The 23,600-nt window shown below is 70.9% G+C and carries 17 protein-coding genes; 8 read left to right on the forward strand and 9 right to left on the reverse strand.

All coding sequences use genetic code 11. From position 1 onward, the window contains the following. Positions 1–123 precede the first annotated feature (123 nt). From BIU91_RS04500 to BIU91_RS04540, 9 genes are all read right to left on the reverse strand, one after another. Complete coding sequence (locus BIU91_RS04500) at positions 124–1,488, reverse strand: NAD-dependent succinate-semialdehyde dehydrogenase (RefSeq protein WP_071404400.1); 1,365 nt, start codon at positions 1,486–1,488, stop codon at positions 124–126. Positions 1,489–1,510: 22 nt separating this feature from the next. Continuing rightward, on the reverse strand, positions 1,511–2,923 hold the full coding sequence (locus BIU91_RS04505) for an APC family permease (protein ID WP_051597034.1): 1,413 nt from the start codon (positions 2,921–2,923) through the stop codon (positions 1,511–1,513). A gap of 133 nt (positions 2,924–3,056) precedes the next feature. Continuing rightward, the gene (locus tag BIU91_RS04510; protein ID WP_071404401.1) at positions 3,057–4,067 is read right to left on the reverse strand and encodes an agmatine/peptidylarginine deiminase; all 1,011 of its coding nucleotides are present in this window, start codon (positions 4,065–4,067) and stop codon (positions 3,057–3,059) included. Beyond that, entirely contained in the window at positions 4,064–5,098 is a 1,035-nt protein-coding gene (locus BIU91_RS04515) for a nitrilase-related carbon-nitrogen hydrolase (protein WP_071404402.1), read from the reverse strand. Before BIU91_RS04515 ends, BIU91_RS04510 begins: the two co-directional genes overlap by 4 nt. A 448-nt stretch (positions 5,099–5,546) precedes the next feature. Further along, entirely contained in the window at positions 5,547–6,200 is a 654-nt protein-coding gene (locus BIU91_RS04520) for a DUF1345 domain-containing protein (protein WP_071404403.1), read from the reverse strand. A gap of 43 nt (positions 6,201–6,243) precedes the next feature. Next, the gene (locus BIU91_RS04525) at positions 6,244–7,587 is read right to left on the reverse strand and encodes an NAD(P)/FAD-dependent oxidoreductase (RefSeq protein WP_071404404.1); all 1,344 of its coding nucleotides are present in this window, start codon (positions 7,585–7,587) and stop codon (positions 6,244–6,246) included. Further along, a complete protein-coding gene (locus tag BIU91_RS04530) occupies positions 7,587–8,951 on the reverse strand; it encodes an FAD-dependent oxidoreductase (protein WP_071404405.1) in 1,365 nt (454 codons plus the stop codon). The genes BIU91_RS04525 and BIU91_RS04530 overlap by 1 nt, the downstream gene beginning before the upstream one ends. Positions 8,952–8,953: 2 nt before the next feature. After that, entirely contained in the window at positions 8,954–10,285 is a 1,332-nt protein-coding gene (locus tag BIU91_RS04535; protein ID WP_231495734.1) for an aspartate aminotransferase family protein, read from the reverse strand. Between the two features lie 122 nt (positions 10,286–10,407). Then, positions 10,408–10,878, reverse strand: a complete 471-nt coding sequence (locus tag BIU91_RS04540; RefSeq protein ID WP_027466949.1) for an Lrp/AsnC family transcriptional regulator — start codon at positions 10,876–10,878, stop codon at positions 10,408–10,410. Between the two features lie 145 nt (positions 10,879–11,023). Here BIU91_RS04540 and BIU91_RS04545 point away from each other — a divergent pair, with 145 nt between their 5' ends. The 8 genes from BIU91_RS04545 to BIU91_RS04580 all read left to right on the forward strand — a co-directional run bounded on the left by BIU91_RS04545 (position 11,024) and on the right by BIU91_RS04580 (position 23,592). Continuing rightward, positions 11,024–12,478 carry a gamma-aminobutyraldehyde dehydrogenase gene (locus tag BIU91_RS04545; protein ID WP_071404406.1) on the forward strand — a complete coding sequence of 485 codons (1,455 nt, stop codon included), beginning with the start codon at positions 11,024–11,026 and terminating at the stop codon, positions 12,476–12,478. 24 nt (positions 12,479–12,502) lie between these two features. Further along, a complete protein-coding gene (locus BIU91_RS04550) occupies positions 12,503–13,690 on the forward strand; it encodes an ABC transporter ATP-binding protein (RefSeq protein WP_139196605.1) in 1,188 nt (395 codons plus the stop codon). After that, on the forward strand, positions 13,687–14,907 hold the full coding sequence (locus BIU91_RS04555) for a spermidine/putrescine ABC transporter substrate-binding protein (protein ID WP_216099642.1): 1,221 nt from the start codon (positions 13,687–13,689) through the stop codon (positions 14,905–14,907). Before BIU91_RS04550 ends, BIU91_RS04555 begins: the two co-directional genes overlap by 4 nt. Further along, positions 14,904–15,854, forward strand: coding sequence for an ABC transporter permease (locus tag BIU91_RS04560; RefSeq protein WP_139196604.1), 951 nt, complete (start codon positions 14,904–14,906; stop codon positions 15,852–15,854). The genes BIU91_RS04555 and BIU91_RS04560 overlap by 4 nt, the downstream gene beginning before the upstream one ends. Beyond that, positions 15,851–16,729 (forward strand): ABC transporter permease, encoded by an 879-nt coding sequence (locus BIU91_RS04565; protein ID WP_027466954.1) that lies wholly within the window; start codon positions 15,851–15,853, stop codon positions 16,727–16,729. The genes BIU91_RS04560 and BIU91_RS04565 overlap by 4 nt, the downstream gene beginning before the upstream one ends. Positions 16,730–17,273: 544 nt before the next feature. Beyond that, positions 17,274–19,838 carry a carboxylate--amine ligase/circularly permuted type 2 ATP-grasp protein gene (locus BIU91_RS04570; RefSeq protein ID WP_071404409.1) on the forward strand — a complete coding sequence of 855 codons (2,565 nt, stop codon included), beginning with the start codon at positions 17,274–17,276 and terminating at the stop codon, positions 19,836–19,838. Beyond that, positions 19,838–21,649, forward strand: coding sequence for an N-acetylglutaminylglutamine amidotransferase (locus tag BIU91_RS04575; protein WP_071404410.1), 1,812 nt, complete (start codon positions 19,838–19,840; stop codon positions 21,647–21,649). The genes BIU91_RS04570 and BIU91_RS04575 overlap by 1 nt, the downstream gene beginning before the upstream one ends. After that, entirely contained in the window at positions 21,646–23,592 is a 1,947-nt protein-coding gene (locus tag BIU91_RS04580) for a prolyl oligopeptidase family serine peptidase (protein ID WP_071404411.1), read from the forward strand. The genes BIU91_RS04575 and BIU91_RS04580 overlap by 4 nt, the downstream gene beginning before the upstream one ends. Positions 23,593–23,600 lie beyond the last annotated feature (8 nt).

A 23,600-nucleotide genomic window follows, 5' to 3' on the forward strand; every position in this document is an offset into this window, starting at 1 on the left:
CGCGCCTCCCGTCCGTCGTGGGCCGGCTGCAACACACCGGCGTCTTGATCGGACGCCGTCCCGTCAGCGAGACGCCGTCGTATTCGGCGGTGTCTGGCGGAGACGCCGGCGTCTCCGCGCCGGTCAGCCGATGCGGATCAGCTTCTTGTTCACGAACTCGTCGGCCCCCAGGGGGCCGAGCTCGCGGCCGAAGCCGCTGCCCTTGACGCCACCGAACGGCAGCTCCGGGCTGTCCGCGCCGACGATGTTCACGTAGACCATGCCGGCCTCGATCCGGTCGGCGACCCGGAGTGCCTGGTCGGCGTCGGTGGTGAACAGGTACGAACCGAGGCCGTACGGGGTGTCGTTGGCCAGGGCGATCGCCTCGTCCTCGTCGGCGACGCGGTACACGGTGGCGACGGGGCCGAAGAACTCCTCGCGGTAGGCGTCGTTGTCCGGCGTGACGTCGGTCAGGATCGTCGGCAGGAAGGCGTTGCCCTGGCGGTCGCCGCCCGTGACGACGGTCGCACCCTGCTCGACGGCGGACGCGAGCTGTTCCTGCAGCCGATCGGCTGCGGCCGGGGACGACAACGGACCGAGTTCGGCACCGGGCACGCTCGGGTCCGTCGGTTCGACCGCCGACATCGCCGCGGTGAACTTCGCCAGGAACTCGTCGTACAGGCCGTCGACCACCAGGAACCGCTTCGGGGCGTTGCAGACCTGACCGTTGCCCTCGAGCCGGGTGGTGACGGCGGACTCGACGACGGCGTCCAGGTCGTCGGTGGACAGCACGATGAAGGGGTCCGAGCCGCCCAGTTCGAGCACCACCTTCGTCAGGTTCCGGCCGGCGATCTCGGCGACCGCGGCACCGGCGCGCGCCGAACCGGTGAGCGAGACGCCCTGCACGCGCGGGTCGGCGATGACGTCGGCGACCTGGTCGTTCGTCGCGAACACGTTCGTGTAGGCCCCGGCCGGGAAGCCGGCGTCGTGGAAGATCCGCTCGATGGCCAGGGCGGACTCCGGGCACTGCGGTGCGTGCTTCAGCAGGACGGTGTTGCCGATGGCCAGGTTCGGGCCGGCGAACCGGGCGATCTGGTACGCGGGGAAGTTCCACGGCATGATGCCGAGCACGACGCCGATCGAGGCCTTGCGGATGAACGCGGACCCCTCGGACCCGTCCGCCAGGGTGATCGGCTGGTCCGCCAGGAACTCCGACGCGTGGTCGGCGTAGTAGTCGTAGATGTCGGCGCAGAAGTCGACCTCGCCCTCGGCCTGGTCGATCGGCTTCGCCATCTCGCGCACGATCGTGGCGGCGAGTTCTGCGTGCCGCTCCCGGTACAGGTCCGCGACCCGGTGGAGCAGGGCTGCGCGGTCGGCGACCGTCGTCGTCCGTGACCACTCGGTGTGCGTGCGGTCGGCGGCTGCGACGGCGTCGCGCAGCTCGGCGTCCGTGATGGTCGGGTAGGTCTCGAGGGTCGTGCCCGTGGTGGGGTCGGTGACGGCGTACATGGCGTCCTCTCGTGGTGGCCGGTCAGGCCTGGTCGGTCAGCTGCTTGTTCACACCGGTGACGGGCTGGTTCTCGTCGAAGCCCTTCGGTGCGACCCGGAAGCCCTTGGTGATGACGAGCAGGTAGACGAACCCGATCGCCGCCCACACTCCTCCTGCGATCAGGGCGTCGGCATGGAGCTGTGACCAGAGCACCCCGGTCAGGAGCATCGCGACCCCCGGGAGCACGATGTAGCGCCAGCGGTCGCCCGCCGTGTGACGGCGTCCGTTCCGGATCGCGAAGTGCACGATCACGGTGGCGTTGACGAAGGTGAACGCGATGAGTGCGCCGAAGTTGATGTAGGCCGCGATCGTGTCGAGCGAGAAGCTCATCGCCAGCAGGGTGACGGCGCCGACGAAGACGACGTTGAACACCGGGGTGTGCGTGCGGGGGTGCACGTAGCCGAAGACCCGCTTCGGCAGCACGTTGTTCCGGCCCATCACCATGAGCATGCGGGCGACGCTGGCGTGCGATGCGAGACCCGAGGCGAGTGCGGCGACGAACCCGGCCGACACCAGGACCGCCTGGAACACCGGGCCGCCGACGAGCAGGCCGATCTGGGGGAGCGGGTCGTCGGTGAACTCGCCGAACGGTGCGTTGGTGGGGAAGCGGAGCTGGGCGAAGTAGGCGGAGACCAGGAAGATCGCGCCGCCGAGCAGGACGGTCAGCATGATCGCCTTCGGCATGATGCGGATCGACTTCGCCTCTTCCGTGTACATCGTCACGGCGTCGAAGCCGATGAACGAGAAGCACACCACCGTCGCCCCGGTGAGCAGGGCGGACATCGTCACGCCGTCGTGCACGAAGGGTTCTGCGCTGACGATCGTGCCCGCACCGGCACCGTGGGTGAGCTCGATGACGGTGAAGACCACGAACGCGATCATCGCCAGGACCGCACCGATGAGCAGCACCATGTTGAGGTTCGACGTGCCGCGCATCGACAGGCAGATCACCGTCGTCACGAACACCGTGTACACGACGACGGTCACCCACGGGGGCAGCCCCGGGAACACCTGCTCCAGGTAGAGCCGGATGATCAGGGCGTTCACCATCGGCAGCAGCAGGTAGTCGAGCAGTGACGCCCAGCCGACCATGAAGCCGAGGTTCGGGTGCATCGACTCCCGGACGTACGTGTACGCCGAACCGGCGGCGGGGTAGACGCGCACCATCTTCCCGTAGCTGATCGCGGTGAGCGCCATGATGACCAGGGCGATCAGGTACGCGCTCGGCACCGCGCCGTCGGTCTGCCCGGAGACGATGCCGAAGGTGTCGAACACGACCGTCGGGGTCATGTAGCCGAGGCCGAGTCCGACGATCGCCCAGAGCCCGAGGCTCCGCTTCAGCGACCCGCCGCGCACCGGTGCTGCCGGCGCGGTGACCGCGATCGGTGATGCCATGTGACTTCCCTGCTCTTCGGGGCCGGGCAGCGTCGCCCGGATCAGTTCGGAGCACCATACCGACGGGTCGGCAGTGGGCGGACCGGCCGCGGTGTACAGGTGATCGGCACCCGCTGTACACCGCGGCAGTGGTTCAGGCAACCGGTTGCTGCTGCGTGATGCAGTGCAGCCCGCCACCGCGCGCGAACACCTGTCGCGCGTCGATCGAGCGGACCCGTCGGCCCGGGTACGCCTCGGCGAGGATGCCCCTGGCGCGGTCGTCAGCGACCGGGTCGCCGAACGAGCAGGCGATCACGGCACCGTTCACCACGACGTGGTTCACGTAGTTCCAGTCCACCGGTCCACCGTCGTCCGACAGCGTCGACGGGGCCGGCAACTCGATGATCGTCGCGTCGGTCGCCTGCTCGAGCGCTCGCCGGATCTGGGGCATGACCAGGTGGTCCGGGTGGCCCGCATCCGTCTGGGCGTGCAGCAGGACCGTGCCCGGATCGGCGAAGGTCGCCACCATGTCGACGTGGCCCCGGGTGCCGAAGCCGTCGTAGTCGCGCGTCAGGCCGCGGGGCAGCCAGACCACCCGCGTGGCGCCGATCGTGCGCGCCAGCTCCAGCTCGACGCGTTCCCGGTCGGCGTACGGGTTCCGGCGCGGGTCGAGCTGCACCGTCTCCGTCACCAGGACGGTGCCGGCGCCGTCGACGTGGATCGCCCCGCCCTCGTTGACGAGCAACGACGGGATCCGCGTGGCTCCCGCAGCACCGGCGACCGTGGCGGCGACCTCGGCGTCACGCGTCCAGGTCGACCAGGAGTTCGCGCCCCAGCCGTTGAAGACCCAGTCGACGGCGCCGAGCGCACCGGTCACGTCGTCGACGACGAACGTCGGGCCGATGTCGCGCATCCAGAAGTCGTCGAGCGGCGCCTCGAGCACGTCCACGCCGGACGACAGCAGGCGCCCGGCATCCGCCCGTGCGACCGGGTCCACGACGACGGTGACCGGCTGGTGCTCACTGATCGTGTTGGCCGTGGTCGCCCACGCCTTCCGCGCGGCCTCGGCACTCGCCGCGTCGTCGCCGAGCGTTAGGCCGGGGCGCGGGAACGCCATCCACGTGCGTTCCTGCGGAGCCGTCTCGGGAGGCATCACCCACGTCATGCGCGCGCCCCGCGTCCGGTGGTGGCCGGTTCCACGGCCAGGGCTGCGTCGATCGCGTCGCGTGCGCCGTACGCGTGGCGTTCCTCGTCGACGGGGTCGACGAGCCCGGCGTACAGGTCGGGTCGCCGGGTCAGGTAGAAGGGGAACAGCCGGAGCCACTCCGTCCGGGCGTCGAGGTCGAGGTCGGCGACGAGCACCACGCTCGCGTCACGGGGAGCCTCGACGAGCACGCGGCCGAACGGGTCCGAGATGAAGGACGAGCCGTAGAAGGTGATGTCGCCCTCGTCGCCCCACCGGTTCGGCACGACCATGAACTGTCCGGCGGTGATGCCGTTCGCCACGATCACCCGCTGCCAGATCGGCGCGGTGTCGAAGTCGGGGAAGGTCGGTTCGGAGCCGATGGCCGTCGGGTACACGAGCACCTCGGACCCGGCGAGGCCGTAGGACCGGGCCACCTCGGGGAACCACTCGTCCCAGCAGGTCGGCAGCCCGAGGCGCGCGCCGAGTCCGGCCGGCTCGTACACCGGGAAGGCATCGTCGTCGGTCCCCGGGCGGAAGTACGTGTCCTCGTGGTAGCCGGCGCTGATCGGGATGTGGGTCTTCCGGGTCCGGCCGACCAGGGTGCCGTCGGGGGCGACGAGGACGGCGGTGTTGTAACCGCGGGGGTCGTCGGGCTGGTCGTCGTCGTCCGGTCGCTCGTACAGCGAGGCGTGCACGAGCACCCCGTGCTCGATCGCCTGGGCACGGGCGAAGGTGATTGTCGGGCCGTCCTGCAGCGACTCGGCGAGGTCCTTCGGGGTCCCGCTCGCCGGGGTGTCGCCCGGGTAGCGGCGCAGCGTGAGTTCGGGCAGGAACACCGCGGTGGCTCCGTGCGCTGCGGCGGTCGCGATGCCGTCGGCGAGCTCGGCCAGGTGCTCGTCCGGGTCGGGGAGCCACCGCATCTGCACGAGGGCGACGCGGAGTGATCTGCGGGGTGCGCCGGTGTCGGCGTGCAGCGGCGACGGGAGCGAGGGTGTGGTGACGACGTCCATGCCGCCATTGTTGATCACGCGGTCAATTGAAGCAAGACCCCGGATCGGTCGTCGAATATCAGTATGCTGGTTCCGGGTTCGTGTCGTCGCCGGGACGTGGGCCCGGGCAGAGAAGAAGCCCACCACTGCAGCAACAGTGGTGGGCTTCGATTTGTCCTCCGAGTGGAGAACGAGGGACGAACTGGGTCCCGAGCCTGAAACTCGGAGCCAGTGTAACGCGCTCGTCGAGCGAGTTGCATCCCTCGGCCTGCACTTCTCGTGTCCGCCGGCGCTGACACGAAGGTGGTCCGATGTCGAACGACACCGAACCGCGTCGCGGCCGTCCGGTGCCGTGGCTGGGGATCGCGAGCTTGCTCGTGACCGTGGCCCGGTTCCTGGTCGAGCTGTGGCGCAAGGGCTGAGCCCCAGGGCACCCCGCGCATCTCGCGCGGGGTGCCCGTCGGGTGGGTCAGCTGATGATGTTGACCGCGCGCGAGATGACCAGCGCCAGCAGGATGAACCCGCTGAGCGCCTGGTAGGCCATGATCATCTTCGCCCGGACGGTCATCGGCATCGTGTCCGTCGGGCTGAACGCCATCATGTTCGTCATCGCCACGTAGAGGTAGTCGAGGTAGACCGGCCGCCAGTCCGCGGTCTTCGGGTCGGTCTCCTGCGGGAACTGGAAGTCCGCCTCGGCCGTCGACCACAGTTCGGGGCGCCGCCGTGCCACCGGACCCCCGCGGTCGAGCTCCCAGTAGACGAGCCCGAACACGATGATCGTGCTCACCCAGACCTGCAGCGCGGTGAGCAGCACGGCCGCACCGTCCGCGTGGCCGCCGAGCAGCTCGGTGATGGTCCGGATGACGGTGAGCTGACTGGCGACGGTGAGCAGGGCCGCCAGTGCGAACGACAGCCACCGTGACCAGGTGGTCTCGCGCGTCAGACGCCGCGGGTTGAAGACGATGAGCGGCGTGAGCAGCAGGACGCCCAGGACGGGCACCACCCACGACGGGAAGAACAGCACCTCGTCGGGCAGGAACAGGCTCAGCGCCAGGTTCACCAGGACCGCGACGGCGACCGGTGCCCGGTGTTCGTGTCGCGGTCGGGTCCTCGTCGGGGTCACGGAGCGAGTGTCGCACGGGCCGACACCCGCGGGGGTGTGGCGCTCAGGGCGTGGACAGCGGGTCGGCGAGCGAGAGCGGCTCGACCTGGGTGCCGAGCAACCGCCCGGCTGCCCGCAGCCCGGACAGCAGCGCACCGTGCACCGTCGCCGGGTCGTCGCTCCAGGTGGCCTCGCCGGCGAGCTGCACCCGGCCGGACGGGGTGCCGAGCAGGTCGTGGTCGTCGGGTGACGCCCCGACGTGGAGGTACGAGTACGAGCCCCGCGAGAACGGGTCCTCGGCCCACCGGGTGATCCGGAACGCCTCGGGCTGGGGGACGGACGGGCCGAACATCTTCCGCAGCGCCGCCACCCCCTCGTCGACGACCATGGCGTCCGGCAGGGTCTCGAGCCGACGGGCTCCGGCGCCACCGACCAGGGCGGCGAGCACCGGCGCACCGGTCACCCGGGACATGTCGTACCAGGAGTGCCAGTCGACGCCGGCGGACCCCTGCTGCCGGACCACCCACGAGTCGCCCCAGAACCGTGTGGGGAACCGCAGGAACACCTTGTCGTAGGTGCCCATCCCGAGCCGGTCGAGCGCTCCGGTCACCGGCGTGGACAGGGGCGGGTCGAAGACCACGTCGCCGGCCTGCAGCACCCCGAGCGGCACGGTGACGACCACCTGCGGGGCGGCGACGGTGGTTCCGTCGGCGAGCCCCACGGTCACCGAGTCGCCGGCTTGGGTCACCGACCGCACGACCGACGACAGCCGGACGTCGAGACCCTCGGCCAGCGCGTGGGCGTACTGGGCGTAGCCGCCGGGGAACACCACCTCGTCACCGGGGACGTGCTCCTCGTCGAGTCCGTGCGCGTCGAGGACGGTCACGGGGGCACCGCAGAGGTCCTCGGAGCGGTGGGCCGCGTACTCGCGGACGCGTGCCGCTCGGTCGCCCTGCCACCGCAGCGAGCGGAGCACGGTGTCGACGGCGGCCGCGTAGGTCGAGGGCGGGGGCGCTTGCGCGACGACGGCGTCGAGGGCCGCGTCGACGGTGTGCAGGTCCGCGACGAACGCCGACGTGTCCTCGGCGGAGAGTGCGGCGCCGGACGGGTCGTGCCACGCGATCGGCCGGCCGTCGAACTGGAAGCTGCCGACCGTGAACTCGACGGTCTCGATGCCGAACCGGGGTGCCAGGGCCCAGAGCGGGTTGCCGTCGACCCCGTGGATCCACGAGGCGCCGAGGTCGACCGGCACCCCGAGTGACGAATCGGTCCAGGTGCGCCCGCCGATCCGGTCGCGGGCCTCGAGCACGACGACCCGCTGCCCGCCCAGTGCGAGCGCCCGGGCGGCGGCGAGCCCGGCGACCCCCGCCCCGACGACCACGACGTCGGCGTCGAGACCAGCAGCCATCAGTGCCCTCCGGTCAGCGGTGCCATCAGCCGAGCGGCCAGACTCGGCCGCCCGGTCAGCGCTTCTTCGCGGTCGGCCAGGTCGGTCGCGACGAGTCCCGCGTTCGCGCCGAGGAACCGCAGCGGCTCGGGCTCCCAGTCGGGCGACCGGTGGTTCACCCACGGCAGCGCGGTCAGTGCCGTCGACTCCCCGCGCACGAGGTCGGCGAGGGTCCGTCCGGCCAGGTTCGTCGTCGACAGACCGTCCCCGACGTACCCGCCGGCGCTGCCGACGTGCCCGTCCCAGGTCACCGAGGCGCACCAGTCCCGCGGGACCCCGAGCGGTCCGCCCCACGTGTGGGTGACCGGGGCGTCCGCGACGACGGGGAACAGGTCCACCAGGGCACTCCGCAGGTGCTCGAACACCCGCGGCACCCGGTCGTACCCGGGCGTGATCGAGGACCCCCAGTGGTAGCGGGCTCCGCGGCCGCCGAACGCCAACCGGTCGTCGGCCGTGCGCTGCCCGTACACGAGCAGGTGCCGGTAGTCGGAGAACGTCTGCCCGTGCTCGAGCCCGATGCGCTCCCACGCGGACGCCGGCAGCGGGGCCGTCGCGATCATGAGCGAGTACAGCGGCAGGATCCGCCGCTTCGTCTGCTCCAGCTGGGCACCGTAGCCCTCGACCGCGATCACGACGGCGCCCGCCGTCACGGTGCCACGCGACGTGACCACACGCCCGCGGTCCCAGGACGAGACGGGCGTGTGCTCCGCGATCCGGACGCCACGGGCCTCCAGGGCGGCCGCGAGGCCACGCACCAACGCGGCGGGCTGCACGCGCGCGCAGTCCGGGGTCCACGCGACCCCCGCCGATCCGGCGGCGTCACCCGGTCGAGCGGCCCGCCACGTCATGTCGTCGCCCCAAGTCGCGGAGGACGCGACCTCGTCGTGGGCGGCGCGCTCCTGCACGGCGGAGCGTGCGTACAGGACGGTCCCGCCCTTCACGTAGTCGCAGTCGACCTCGGCTTCGGACGCTGCGCGGCCGACCTCGTCGACGGTGTCGCGCATGGCGGCCCGCAACGCGAGCGCGGCGTCGCGCCCGTGCTCCTCGGCGATCGCCGAAGCTGACCGCGGGAACAGCGCCGAGCACCAGCCGCCGTTCCGACCGGACGCGCCGAAGCCGGTGATCTCGCGTTCCAGGACGACGATCTGGAGGCCCGGGTCGGCCTGGTGCAGGTACCACGCCGTCCAGAGACCCGTCAGTCCACCGCCCACGATTGCGACGTCGGCCGTCGTGTCGCCGTCGAGCGGCGGCCGGGGTGTCAGGTCGTCGCGTCCGGTGGACGCGAGCTGGTCGAGCCAGAACGAGACGCCCCGATAGCCGCTCACGGTCAGATCTTCGTCCAGGCCTCGGACAGGACACTGCGCAGGATCGACGTCATCTCGCGGAACTCCGGCTGCCCGATGGTCAGCGGCGGTGCGAGCTGCACGACGGGGTCACCGCGGTCGTCGGCCCGGCAGTACAGCCCCGCGTCGAACAGCGCCTTCGACAGGAACCCGCGCAGCAGCCGCTCGGACTCGTCGTCGTCGAAGGTCGTCTTGGTGGCCTTGTCCTTGACGAGCTCGATGCCGTAGAAGTAGCCGTCTCCGCGGACGTCCCCGACGATCGGCAGGTCGAGCAGGGTGTCGAGCTCGGCGCGAAAGAGCGGGGCGTTCTGCTGCACGTTGGCGAGCAGCCCCTCTTCCTCGAAGATGTCGAGGTTCTCCATCGCGACGGCGGCCGACACCGGGTGCCCGCCGAACGTGTAGCCGTGGTAGAAGGTCGTGTCCCCCTTGGAGAACGGCTCGAACAGCCGGTCGCTGATGATCGTCGCGCCGATCGGGGAGTACCCGGAGGTCATCGCCTTGGCGCACGTGATCATGTCCGGCACGAAGCCGTAGGTGTCGCAGGCGAACATCGTGCCGATCCGGCCGAAGGCGCAGATGACCTCGTCCGAGACGAGCAGCACGTCGTACTCGTCGCAGATCTCGCGCACCCGCTGGAAGTACCCGGGCGGCGGGGTGAAGCAGCCGCCGGAGTTCTGCACCGGCTCGAGGAACACCGCGGCGACGGTGTCGGGGCCCTCGAACTCGATCATCTCGCGGATCCGTTCCGCCGCCCAGAAGCCGAACTGCTCCTCGGTGCCCCCGGGGAAGCCCATCTCCTCGGCGCGGTACGAGTTCGTGTTCGGCACCCGGAAGCCGCCGGGGGTCAGGGGCTCGAACATCTCCTTCATCGCCGGGATACCGGTGATCGCCAGGGCGCCCTGCGGGGTGCCGTGGTAGGCGACCGCACGGGAGATCACCTTGTGCTTCATCGGCTTGCCCTGGAGCTTCCAGTAGTACTTCGCGAGCTTGAAGGCGGTCTCCACCGCCTCGCCGCCGCCCGTGGAGTAGAAGACCTTGTTGAGGTCACCGGGGGCGTGCTCGGCCAGCCGGTCGGCGAGCTCGATCGCGGCGGGGTGCGCGTACGACCAGATCGGGAAGAAGCTCAGCGTCTCCGCCTGCTTCGCGGCCATCTCGGCCAGGCGCTTCCGCCCGTGCCCGGCGGCGACGACGAACAGGCCGGACAGCCCGTCGATGTACTCCTTGCCGTGGCTGTCGTAGACGTGGTGGCCCTCGCCGCGCACCATGATCGGCACGTCGGCACCGGCCTGGTTCGCGCCGTGCCGGGCGAAGTGCATCCACAGGTGGTCCCGGGACTTCCGCTGCAGGTCGGCGTCGTCGACCGGTGCGAACGGGTCGTAGGAGTGGAGGCGGGCGGCCGGGCCCGTCGTGGTCCGGCCTGTGGCCTGTTCGGAGATGGTCATCGCGTTCCCCAGTCGTAGAGCTGTTTGCGGAGTTGCAGGTAGACGAAGGTCTCGGTGCCGGCGACGCCCGGGATGGCCCGGATGGTGCCGTTGAGCAGTTCGATCAGGTCGTCGTCGTCCTCGCACACGACCTCGACCATCAGGTCGAAGCTGCCGGCGGTCATCACGAGGTAGTCGACCGCCGGCAGCTGCTCCAGGGCATCGGCGACGGTTCGGGTGTCGCCGCTGACCCGGATGCCGATCATCGCCTGGCGGTGGAAGCCCAGTTGCATCGGGTCGGTGACCGCGACGATCTGCATGACGCCGGTCTCGGTCAGCTTCTGCACACGCTGCCGGACCGCCGCTTCACTGAGACCGACGGCCTTGCCGATCTCGCCGTACGGGCGGCGCCCGTCCGCCTGGAGTTGTTCGATGATCCGCTTCGAGGTGTCGTCGATCGGTCCCGGACGTCGTGGTGCTGCCGCCATGCCGGACAGCATGGCAGCGCGGTTCGGGGTGCGCAAGGGATTCCGTTGTGAACTCCGTGTTTCGCGACGATTTCCGTTGTTACAGTTCTCCACAACCTCCGGATCCTTCTTCCGCACCGCCGGAATCCGTGTCAGTATCACCGCCATGCTGGACGCACAGAGCACGGCGACGGCGGACACCGACACCCGGGTCCTGCGGAACTTCGTCGGGGGCGCCTCCGTCGAGTCGACCGCCGACACCACGTTCGACCTGGTCGACCCGACAGACGAGCACGTCTACGGCACGTCCCCGGTGTCCACCCCCGCCGACGTCGACGCCGCCTTCGGTGCGGCCGCGACCGCGTTCGAGACCTGGCGCCGCACCACCCCCGGCGAACGGCAGCTCGCCCTGTTCCGGATCGCCGACGCGATGGAGCAGCGGGCGTCGGAGTTCGCCGACCTCGAGTCGCTCGACACCGGGAAGCCCCGCGCCACCCTGGTCGAGGACGAGATCCTGCTGTCCGTCGACCAGATCCGCTTCTTCGCCGGGGCCGCCCGGAACCTCGAGGGCCGGAGCGCCGGCGAGTACATGACCGACCACACCTCGTTCGTCCGGCGTGAGCCCATCGGGGTCGTCGCCCAGGTCACCCCGTGGAACTACCCGCTCAACATGGCGGTGTGGAAGTTCGCGCCGGCGCTCGCCGCGGGGAACACCACCGTGCTCAAGCCGAGCGACACGACGCCCCTGTCGACCCTGCTGCTCGCCGAGGTCGCCGCCGAGTTCCTGCCGCCGGGGGTCCTGAACGTCGTGGTGGGGGACCGCACCACCGGCGCCGCGATGATCGACCACCCCACTCCGCAGCTCGTGTCCATCACCGGGTCCGTCCGCGCCGGCATGGAAGTCGCCCGTGCCGCCGCCGGTGACCTCAAGCGCACCCACCTGGAGCTCGGCGGCAAGGCACCCGTGATCGTGTTCGACGACGCGGACATCCCCTCGGCGGTGGCCGGCATCGTCGCCGCCGGGTTCTTCAACGCCGGACAGGACTGCACCGCCGCCACCCGGCTGCTCGTGCAGGACGGCATCCACGACGAGTTCGTGGCGGCGCTCGCAGCAGAGGCACGCGTCAACGCGAGAACCGGGACGGACGGTTCCTTCGGCCCCGTCAACAACGCGAACCAGCTCGCGCACGTGCAGTCGTTCCTGGACACGCTGCCCGACCACGCGACGATCGAACTCGGCGGCGCTCGACAGGGCGACCGCGGGTACTTCCACGAGGCCACGATCGTCGCCGGCCTGCGTCAGGACGACCGTGCCGTGCAGCAGGAGATCTTCGGCCCGGTGCAGACCGTGCAGCGGTTCTCGACGGAACAGCAGGCCCTGACGTGGGCGAACGGCGTCGAGTACGGCCTGGCGAGTTCGGTGTGGACGACCGACCACGCGCGGGCGATGCGCTTCGCCCGCGACCTGGACTTCGGCTGCGTGTGGATCAACACGCACATCCCGATCGTCGCCGAGATGCCGCACGGCGGGTTCAAGCACAGCGGCTACGGCAAGGACCTGTCCCAGTACGGCTTCGACGACTACACACGCATCAAGCACGTCATGTCCTACATCGGCTGAGGCCGACCACCCCCTGGAGGCACCATGGCAATGACCGGAACGTTCGCCGAATCGGGAGCCGATCTCCGGCTCGACCAGATCACGAAGTCCTTCCCCGGCCACACCGCGGTGGACAGCCTCGACCTGACGGTGCCCGCCGGCTCGTTCTTCGCGTTGCTCGGCCCGTCGGGCTGCGGCAAGACGACGACCCTGCGGCTCGTCGCCGGGCTCGAGGAACCCACGAGCGGCACCATCACCATCGGCGGCCAGGACGTCACGGAGACGAAGCCGTACCAGCGGCCCGTCAACACGGTGTTCCAGAACTACGCGCTGTTCCCGCACATGAGCGTGCTCGACAACGTCGCGTTCGGGCTGAAGCGGCGCCGGATCCCGGACCCGATGACGAAGGCGAAGGAAGCGCTCCGGCTCGTCGAGCTCGAGGGGTCGGCGTCGAAGCGCCCCGCCCAGCTCTCCGGTGGCATGCAGCAGCGCGTCGCCCTGGCCCGCGCGATCGTGAACCGGCCGGCCCTGCTGCTGCTCGACGAGCCCCTCGGCGCCCTCGACCTGAAGCTCCGCCACCAGATGCAGCTCGAGTTGAAGACGATCCAGGCCGAGGTCGGGCTCACGTTCCTGCACGTCACCCACGACCAGGAAGAGGCGATGACGATGGCCGACACGGTCGCCGTCATGAACGGCGGCCGGATCGAGCAGATGGGCAGCCCGCAGGACCTGTACGAGCTGCCGCGCACCGCGTTCGTCGCGAACTTCCTCGGCCAGTCGAACCTGCTCGAGGGCGAGGTCCGCGGCACCGACGCAGGCCTGCTCGTCGTCGCCACCGCGGCCGGCTCCATCGCGGTGCCGGCCGACCGAGCCGTCGCCACCACCGGTCGCGTCGTCGTCGGCGTCCGGCCCGAGAAGCTCAAGATCCGCACCGCCGAACCGACCCCCGAGGCCGGACGGAACATCCTCGGCCCCGGTCGCGTCGTGGACGTCTCGTTCTCCGGCGTCAGCACCCAGTACCTGGTCGACGTGCCGGGCGCCGGTCGCGTCTCGGTGTTCGCGCAGAACTCGAAGGGCGGGCCGCGGATCGCGACCGGTACCGAGGTCTGGCTCACGTGGGGCGTCGACCACGGTTTCGGTCTGGAGGCGCACCCCGCGTCCGACGCGACCGTCACCACCCAGGACGACCCGGGCCTCCAGGCCGTCCCCGCCACGGCAGGATCTCTCGCGTGACCGGCGCGGTGCCCGGTCCGGACCTGCTGCGCGGGCTGACGTCGGCCCGCGTCAGCCGACGCGGCCTGCTGGCCGGCGGCGGGGCCGCCGCGCTGGCCGCCCTGCTCACCGGGTGCAGCATCAAGGGCTCCGCCGCCGCCGGCGCCGAGGACACCGTCGACTGGGCGGCGTTCTGGAAGGACGCGAAGGCGACCGGCACCCTGAACTTCGCGAACTGGCCGCTGTACATCGACTCCGACCACGGCAAGTCCGAGTCCCTGGCGCTGTTCAAGAAAGAGACCGGCATCGCGGTCGACTACCAGGCGGTGATCCAGGACAACGCGACCTTCTACGCGACCGTCTCACCGATCCTGCGGGCGCACGGTGCGACCGGCTACGACCTCGTCGTCATGACGAACGGGTTCGAGCTGACCCAGATGATCAAGAACGGGTTCGTGTGCGAGCTCGACCACTCGCGGTTGCCGAACTTCGCCGCGAACGCCTCGGATTCCGTGAAGGACCCCATCTACGACCCGGGCAACAAGCACTCCGTCGTGTGGCAGACCGGGTTCACCGGGCTCGCCTATAACCCGAAGTACACCGGGCGGAAGATCACCTCGCTCAAGGACCTGCAGGACCCGGCGTTCAAGGGCCGCATCGGGCTGATGAGCGACAACACCGAACTCGGGTCGCTCGGACTGCTCGCGCTCGGCATCGACCCGGAGACCTCGGCGCCCGCCGACTGGCGGAAGGCCCAGGCCTGGCTGCGCGAACTGCGGCCGAGCGTCACCGGCTTCTACGACCAGAGCTACATCAACCGGTTGGAGAACGGCGACACCTGGATCACCCAGGCGTGGTCGGGCGACGTGTTCCAGGCGCAGCAGTCCGGGTTCCCCGACCTGGAGTTCGTCACGCCGGAAGAGGGGCAGATGACCTGGCACGACAACATGCTCATCCCACGGCAGGCCGAGAACCCGGTGTCGGCGCTCGAGTGGATGAACTTCTACTACACGCCGAAGATCGCCGGGATCGTCGAGGACTGGGTCAACTACGTCTGCCCGGTGCCCGCTGCCGAGGACTACGTGCGGGACGAACTCGACGACGCCACCGTGGCGGACAGCCCGCTCGTGTTCCCCTCTGCCGACGTGCTGGAGCAGTCGCACGAGTTCCGGGTGTTCGAGAACTACGACGAGTACTCGGAGTGGAACGGCATCTTCAACGCGGTGGTGCAGTCGTGAGCGCGGTCGGAGTGGCACCGGGGCTCGGTCCCGGTGGTCCCGGTGGTTCCGCCGGTCCTTCCGGTTCCGCGCCGGTGCGGCGGGGACGCCGTCGGAGCACACCGTTCTTCCTGGCGCTCGTCGGCACCGCGTACCTCTGCGTGTTCTTCGTCATCCCGCTGGTGTCCGGGCTGATCGTCTCGCTCATGACCGGCAACCCGGACGACGGCTACACGTTCACCTGGAACTTCGGGATCTACGGCTCGCTGTTCGTCGACCCGCAGGTGCCCTACCTGACGTTCCTGCTCCGGTCGCTCTGGTACGGCGCCGCCGCCACGATCGCCTGCATCGTCGTCGGGTACCCGGTGGCGTACTTCATCGCGTTCCGGGTGTCGCCGCGGTGGAAGAACCCGCTGCTCATGCTGGTGTTCATCAGCTTCCTGGTGTCGTTCATCATCCGGACCGACATGTGGGCGTTCGTGCTCGCGTCGCAGGGGCCGGTCGTCACGACGCTGCAGGCGCTCGGGCTGGCCGGCAAGGACTTCCACATCCTCGGCACCGGGGGCGCGGTGATCTTCGGTGACGCCTACAACGACCTGGCCTTCATGGTGCTGCCGATCTACGCCGCCCTCGAGCGCATCGACCCACGACTCGGCGAGGCCGCGAACGACCTGTACGCCGGCAAGTTCCGGGCGTTCTGGCACACCACGCTGCCGCTGTCCCGCTCGGGCATCTTCGCCGGGGTGTTGCTCGTCTTCATCGACAGCGTCGGCGACCCGGTGAACTCGGCCCTGCTCGGCGGCACGAACACGTACACGATCGGTCAGGCGATCCAGGACGCCTACTCCGGCAACCAGCAGTACAACGTCGCCGCAGCCCTGTCGACCGTGCTCATGGTCGTGCTCGGCATCATCCTGTTCATCTACGCCCGCGTCTCCGGCACCGACGACCTCGAGGACCTCGTATGACCGCCGTCGCACCGTCCCGATCCGCCGCCGCTCCGGCCTCGCCCGTGACCGGTTCCGTCGCCGGCCGTCCGCGTCGTCACGGCGTGAACCGTCGTGGGCCCTGGCTCGCCATCGTGTACTGGGTGACGATCGCGATCACCCTGGTGCCGATCGTCTACATGATCGTGTACTCGTTCAACGACGCCCCCACCAACCGGCTGTCGTTCGCCTGGAACGGTTTCACGACCTACTGGTACGCGAACCTGGTGAACGTGTCCGGGCTCGGGGCGGCGTTCGTCACCTCGGTGCTCGTCGCGTTCCTCGCCGCGATCATCTCCGTCGCGATCGGGCTGCCCCTCGCGCTGGCGCTGGAGCGGTACCGGTTCCCGGGTCGCGGTGTCGTGAACACCGTCGTGTTCGCCGACATCGCTGCGCCGTCGATCGTCGTCGGTTCCGCGTCGCTCTCGTTCTTCCTGTCGGTGGGGCTCGGCACCGGGTTCCTGACCGTGCTCATCACGCACGTGGCGTTCGACGTCGCCTACGTGGTGGTCGTGCTGCGGGCCCGGATCGCGGGGACCTCGCGGGCGCTCGAGGAGGCCGCGGGTGACCTCGGGGCGACACCGTTCCAGGCCTTCCGGCTCGTCACCCTGCCGCTGCTGGCGCCGGGCATGCTCGCCGCCGGGTTGCTGGCGCTCGCCATGTCGATCGACGACTACGTGATCACCTCGTTCGTCGCCGGGCCCGCGGTCACCTTCCCGCTGTTCGTGTACGGAGCCGCGAAGGCCGGGATGCCGCCGCAGGTGCTGTGCTTCGGGACGCTCGTGTTCGCGGTGGGGCTGCTCGTCGCGCTGCTGAACGGGGCGCTCAACCGGCGGTTGGCGCGCACGCGGGGGTAGGGCTCCGCGCGCCGGCGCTCTGGTGCGAGGTTCCGTCCTCGGTGCGAGCCCGCGCGCGTCGCACCGAGCACGGAACCTCGCACGGGATGACGAGGCCGGGTGATCAGGACGCAGTGTCGGCGAGCTGCGGGCCGAGTGACCGGCGTCGGGCCTGCAGCACGGGGTTGACGGTCGCGACGAGCATGATCAGCAGGCCGATCGCGATGACGAACGGCACCGGCCGGAGTGGGGTCGCGGGCGGGCACCGGCATGGCGTCGGGTGCGCGCTTGTAACCGGGCACGGTGCTTGGAAGCTCGCACGGGGTGAATAGGTACGCACGGTGCGGACGGGAGGCGCGTGGCGGGCTGGCGCCGTGCCTCCAGACTGCGGGTGGTGCGTCCACAGCACGGTGCGGCTTTCGCGAGCCGGTGCGCGATCGGCGCGCCTCGCACGGTGCGGGCGGGAGTTCAGTGCTCGTGACGACCGGTGGACGGGAGTGTTACGGGCACGAGTCGGGCGGTGTGCCGCGGTGCGCACCACAGCCGCCGCGCGTAGGTTCCAGCCATGAGTGCAGAGCTGACGCTCGGCGCCGAGGAAGAGCTGCACCTCATCGACCTCGAGTCCGGCCGACTTTCCGCGAAGGCCCCGCGCCTTCTGCCCAAACTGCCCACCGACCGTTTCGGCGCCGAGCTGCAGCGCACGACGATCGAGACGAACACCCCGGTGGTGCGGACCCTCGACGACCTGCGGCGGGTGATCGTCGACCTGCGCAGTGAGCTCAGCGCCGCGATCGCCCCGGCCGGCGTCACCATCGCGGCCGTCGGCACCGCGCCGAGGTCGGAGTACGCCGACTTCGAGCTGAGCTCCGGCGGTCGGTACGGCCGGATGCAGGAGCAGTACCGGATGCTCGTCGACGAACAGCTCATCTGCGGCCTGCAGGTGCACGTCGGGGTGAGCGACCGCGACCTGGCGGTGCTGATCGCCCAGCGGGTGGCGCCGGTGCTCCCGGTGCTGCTCGCCCTGAGCGCGTCGAGTCCGTTCTGGAACGGGCAGGACACCGGGTACGCCTCGTTCCGGAGCATCATCTGGCAGCGGTGGCCGTCGGCCGGCAGCTTCGGGCCGGTGGAGGACGCTGCCGAGTACGACCGGGTGCTCGACGACCTGATCGCCTCGGGCGTGATCGCCGACAAGAAGATGGCCTACTTCGACGTGCGGCCGTCGTCGCACGCTCCGACGCTCGAGCTGCGGGTCTGCGACGCGACCCCGGTGGTGGACGACGCCGTGCTCATCGCCGGACTCTTCCGCGCTGCCGTACGCAAGGCGGAGAAGTCGGTCGTGTCGGGCGCCGAGTGGCACCCGCGCAGCGAACCCCTGCACCGTGCAGCGATGTGGCAGGCCGCCCGCTCCGGGTTGAGCGGGGAACTCGTCGGCCTCGGACAGCACCCCGAACGGCTGCCCGCCGAGGTCGCGGTGCGCCAGCTCGTGTCCCGGCTGCGTCCGGAGCTCGAGGAGCTCGGCGACTGGGGCACGGTGACGGAGCTGCTCGACGCGACCCTGGCCCGTGGCAACTCCACCGACCGGCAGCGCACCGCGTACGCCGAGCGCGGGGAGATGGACGATGTCGTCGCCCTGGTGGTGGAGGACACCGCGGGGCTCCCGTCCGGACGCGACGAGGACCCGGTGGTCCCGATCCCCGGGTACCGCGTCCGCGCCGGCGACGAGGCCGTCGGCCCGGGGGCGCGCCCTCGTCCGGCGTTCCGTGACCTGGCGGCGTTCTTCGACGGCTGGGACGCCGAGACCGCGATCGAGCGCTGCACCGCCCGCGACGTCTGGACCCGCGAGCACCACGTCGGCTTCGTGGTGGACGGCGGTGCGCAGGCGTTCGGCTGCGACCTGGTGCCCCGGACGATCAGCGCGTACGAGTGGTCGCAGCTCGAGCGTGGCCTGGGGCAGCGTGCCCGCGCGATCGAGCTGTTCCTGCGTGACGCGTACGGCGACCGGCGGATCGTGGCCGACGGCGTGCTGGACGCGGAGCACTTCGTCGGCGCGAAGGGCTGGGACCCGGATGCCACCCGGCTGCCGGCGACCGCCGTCCGTGCGCCGGTGCTCGGGTTCGACCTGGTGCGCAACGAGTTCGGCGGCTGGCGGGTGCTCGAGGACAACGTCCGCTCGCCCTCGGGCGTCGCGTACGGCATCGCCCTGCGCGAGCTGATGGACGACGTCGTGCCGGACGCCCCACGCCCGGCGCACCTGCGCGACCCGCACGGCGTGATCGACCGGCTGCACCGGACCCTCTGCGCGAACACCACCGCGGTGACGGGCGCGACCGATCCCGTGATCGCGCTGGTCAGCGACGGCCCCGCCGCCGGCGCGTGGTTCGAGCACCGCAGGCTGGCCGACGGGGCCGGGTTGCGCCTCCTGTCCGGGTCGGACCTGGACGTCCGTGACGGACGCGTGGTCGACGCGACGACGGGTGACGTGCTCGACGGGCTGTACCTGCGGATCGACCGCGACGTCAGTGCGCTGACGGCGGAGCACGCTCCCGACCTCGGTGCGCGGATCCTCGACGCGGCGGAGGCAGGCCGCGTCTACCTGGCGAACGCGCCGGGCAACGCGCTGGTCGACGACAAGGCGATGTACGTCACCGTGCCGGACCTGATCTGGTACTACCTGGACGAGAAGCCCCTGCTGGCATCGGTGCCGACGTACCGCACGAGCATCGAGGTCGAACGGCTGTCGGTCCTGGACCGCGTCGGGGAACTCGTCACGAAGCCGGTCGACGGTGAGGGCGGACGCGGGGTCCTGATCGGACCGAGCGCGAGCGCCCCCGAGGTGGCCGAGCGACGGCGCGAGATCGCGGCCGACCCCGCCGGGTGGGTGGGGCAGGAGGTGGTGCAGCTGTCCTCGCACCCGACGATCGGACCGGCCGGACTCGACCCGCGGCACGTGGACCTGCGGGCCTTCGTCTACGCGACGGGGACCGGACCGGACGACGTGCACCTGGCCGACGTCGCCCTGACGCGTGTCGCGCCCGAGGGCAGCATGGTCGTCAACTCGTCGCAGGGCGGCGGCGCGAAGGACACGTGGATCGTCGGGAACGCCCCGGCGGACACCGAGGGAGAGCGCTGATGTGTGGACTCGCGGGTGAGATCCGGTTCGACGGCCGAGCGCCGGACGTCGGGGCGGTCGCCCGGATGACCGGCTGCATGACGCACCGCGGCCCGGACGGCGACGGCCTGTGGGCTCGCGGCCCGGTCGCGCTCGGGCACCGACGGCTGTCCATCGTCGACCTGTCCACCGCGGGCGCGCAGCCGATGGTGCTGGCCGAGGCCGGGCTGACGATCGCCTACAACGGGATGGTCTACAACTACCGGCAGCTCCGCGACGAGCTGCACGGCAAGGGGCACCGGTTCGCGTCGACGTCGGACACCGAGGTCATCGCCCTGGCGTACGCCGAGTGGGGCACCGCGTTCGTCGACCACCTGATCGGGATGTTCGCCATCGCCATCTGGGAGCACGGCAGCGGCCGGCTGGTGCTGGCGCGGGACCGGCTCGGCATCAAGCCGCTCTACGTCGCACCCGTACCCGGCGGGCTCCGGTTCGCGAGCTCCCTGCCCGCGATCCTGGCGGGGGACGGCGGCGCGAGCGGCACCGGCACCAAGGAAGTCGACACGTCCATCGACCCCGTCGCCTTCGCCTCGTACATGAGCTTCCACTCGATCGTCCCCGCACCCCGCACGATCCTGTCCGGCGTCGGCAAGCTCCCGCCCGCGACCGTCCGCGTGATCGACCCCGACGGCGCCACACACGACACCGTCTACTGGGAGCCGCGCTTCGAGCGCGACCCAGCCAAGTCCGACTGGTCCGAGCGGGACTGGGAGCAGGCGTTCATCGGCTCGCTCCGCACCGCCGTCGAGCGCCGGATGGTCGCCGACGTCCCCGTCGGGGTGCTGCTCTCCGGCGGGATCGACTCCTCGCTCGTGGTCGGGCTGCTCGCCGAGGCCGGGCAGCAGGACCTCGCCACGTTCAGCATCGGGTTCGAGGCGGCGGGCGGTGAGTCCGGCGACGAGTTCGAGTACTCCGACCAGGTGGCGAAGCACTTCGGCACCGACCACCACCGCATCCACATCCCCTCGTCGCGCCTGCTCGACGGCATCGACGGTGCGGTCGCCGCGATGAGCGAGCCGATGGTCAGCCACGACTGCGTCGCCTTCTACCTGCTGTCGCAGGAGGTCTCGCAGCACGTCAAGGTGGTGCAGTCCGGCCAGGGCGCCGACGAGGTGCTCGCCGGGTACGACTGGTACCCGCCCCTCGCCGACGTGCCCCGCGACCAGGCCGCCGAGGCGTACCGCTCCGTGTTCATGGACCGCCGCTGGCCGGCGCTGCAGGGCCTGCTCGGGGAGCGGTGGAAGAGCGACGACGACACCCCGTCGGCCTTCGTGGACCGCCAGTTCGCACGGCCGGGCGCGGAGACGAGCGTGGATGCCGCGCTCCGCAGCGACACCACGATCATGCTCGTCGACGACCCGGTGAAGCGCGTCGACAACATGACGATGGCGTGGGGGCTCGAGGCCCGCGTGCCGTTCCTGGACCACGAGTTCGTCGAGCTCGCCGCCGCGATCCCGCCGTCGATGAAGCTCACCGACGGCGGCAAGGGCGTGATGAAGCGCGCCTCGCGCGGGATCGTGCCCGACGCCGTGATCGACCGCAGCAAGGGCTCGTTCCCGGTCCCCGCCATCCGGCAGCTCGAGGGCCCGTACCTGGAGCGCGTCCGCGACGCGCTGCACGCACCCGAGGCGCGGGAGCGCGGGCTCTTCGACCCCGCCACCGTCGAGCGGATGCTGCAGGACCCGAACAGCACCAGGACCGCGATCGGCGCGAACGCGCTCTGGCAGCTCGGCCTGATCGAGATGTGGCTGCAGCAGCAGGGGGTGCGGTGACCGTGGGTTCCGTCCGGACTGGAGGCACGCAGGGCGTCGCGTCGTCGGCCACCGTCGAGCCGTCGGTCACCACCAGGGCCGCGGCCGACCTGGGTGCGCGGCTCACCGCCGCCTGGGGGTCGTGGGGACCGACCATGACCCGGAACGCCCGGCGGGTGGCGTTCGTGAGCGACCGGCACGGCACCCCCGAGGTCTTCGTGCAGGACGTCGTCGTCGACGGCGAGCTGCCGGAACCGGTGCGGATCGCGCTCTCCGACGACCCCGTGATCCGGGTGTCGTGGTCGTCCGACGGGGAGTGGCTCGCCGTCGCCATCGCGACCGACGGCGGCGTGAAGCAACAGGTCTGGGTGGTGCGGCCGGACGGCTCCGACGCCGCGCAGATCGCCGGCTCGCGGTACCAGCACGCCGAACTCGGACCGTGGAGCCGCAGCGGACACCGGGTCGTCATCACCCTGCCCTCGACCGAGCCCGAGCAGCCGGCCCGTGCGTACCTGGTCGACCCGGTCACCGGTGATCGCGACGACCTGGCCGTGGGGGAGCTCATCCACATCCTGGACCTGTCGGTGGAGGAACGGCTCGTCGTGCTGAGCGACGGCCAGCGCGGCCAGGAGTTCGTCGTGGTCGTCGACCGGCTGACCGACGAGAGCCACGCCCTGTTCGCCGACGACCCCGACGGGTCCGCCGAGATCGCGTTCCTGCGACCCTCGCCCGCGAGCGAGACCAGTCCGCTCGTCGCCTACGTCGCCACCGAGGCCGGACTGCCCCGCCGCGGCCTCGTCGCGCAGCCGGTCGGCCCGCACGGCTGGCGCGGCACACCCCGGCGGATCGTCGAGCGCGACGACGCCGAGCTCGAGTACCTGGACGCCGACGACGCCGGCCGCACGCTGCTGCTCGTCTGGAACGTCGACGGTCGCAGCGAACTCGACCTCATCAACACGCACGACGCCTCGCGCACCCCCGTGCCGGACCTGCCCGGGTACGTCGTCACCGACCCCGTGCTCAGCCGTGACGGCCGGAGCGTGCTGCTCGCCGTCGAGGGACCGACCCGGCCGCGCGAACTGTGGCGGCTCGACACGAACGCGCTGACCTGGAGCCGGGTCACCGACGTGCCGGTGCTGCCCGACGTGCAGCTGGTCGAGCCGACGCTCGAACGGTTCGCCGCCCGTGACGGGCTGGAGCTGACCGGGTGGCTGTACCGGGCCGTGGAGCCGACCGCGTCGGTGGCGGGAGCCGACCCTGGTGCTGGTGCCGTGCCTCCCGGCCGCGCAGCGCTCGTCCACCTGCACGGCGGACCGGAGTCGCAGGAGCGACCCACGTTCTCGCCGCAGCACCAGGCGCTCGCCGCCGCCGGGGTGACCGTGTTCGCGCCGAACATCCGTGGCTCCAGCGGGTACGGCCACGAGTTCGTACACGCCGACGACCTGGCGCTGCGGTGGAACGCGCTCGCCGACGTCGTCGACTGCGCGCGGTTCCTGGTGACCAACGGGTACGCCGATCGCTCCCGCCTCGCCGTCGAGGGGCGCTCCTACGGCGGGTACGCGACCCTCGCGTCGTTGGCGTTCACGCCCGAGGTGTTCGCGGCCGGGGTCGCGGTGTGCGGGATGAGCGACTTCGCGACCTTCTACCGGGACACCGAACCGTGGATCGCGGCTGCTGCCGCGACGAAGTACGGCCACCCCGTCGAGGACGAGGCCCTGCTCGCAGCACTGTCGCCGATGCGCGCGATCGACGACGTCACGGCGCCGCTGCTCGTCGTGCACGGGGAGCTCGACACGAACGTGCCGATCGGTGAGGCGCACCAGGTGGTCGCGGCGCTGCGGGAGCGGTCGCACGACGTGGAGTACCTGGAGCTCGAGGGCGAGGGGCACGAGTACCGGCGGGCGGCGTCGCAGGCGCTGCTCGTGCGGCGGATGGTGGAGTTCGTGGCGGCGCGGCTGGGGTGAGGCGGGGC

The sequence above is a fragment of the Curtobacterium sp. MMLR14_002 genome (genome assembly GCF_001864975.1).
Taxonomy (GTDB): domain Bacteria; phylum Actinomycetota; class Actinomycetes; order Actinomycetales; family Microbacteriaceae; genus Curtobacterium; species Curtobacterium flaccumfaciens.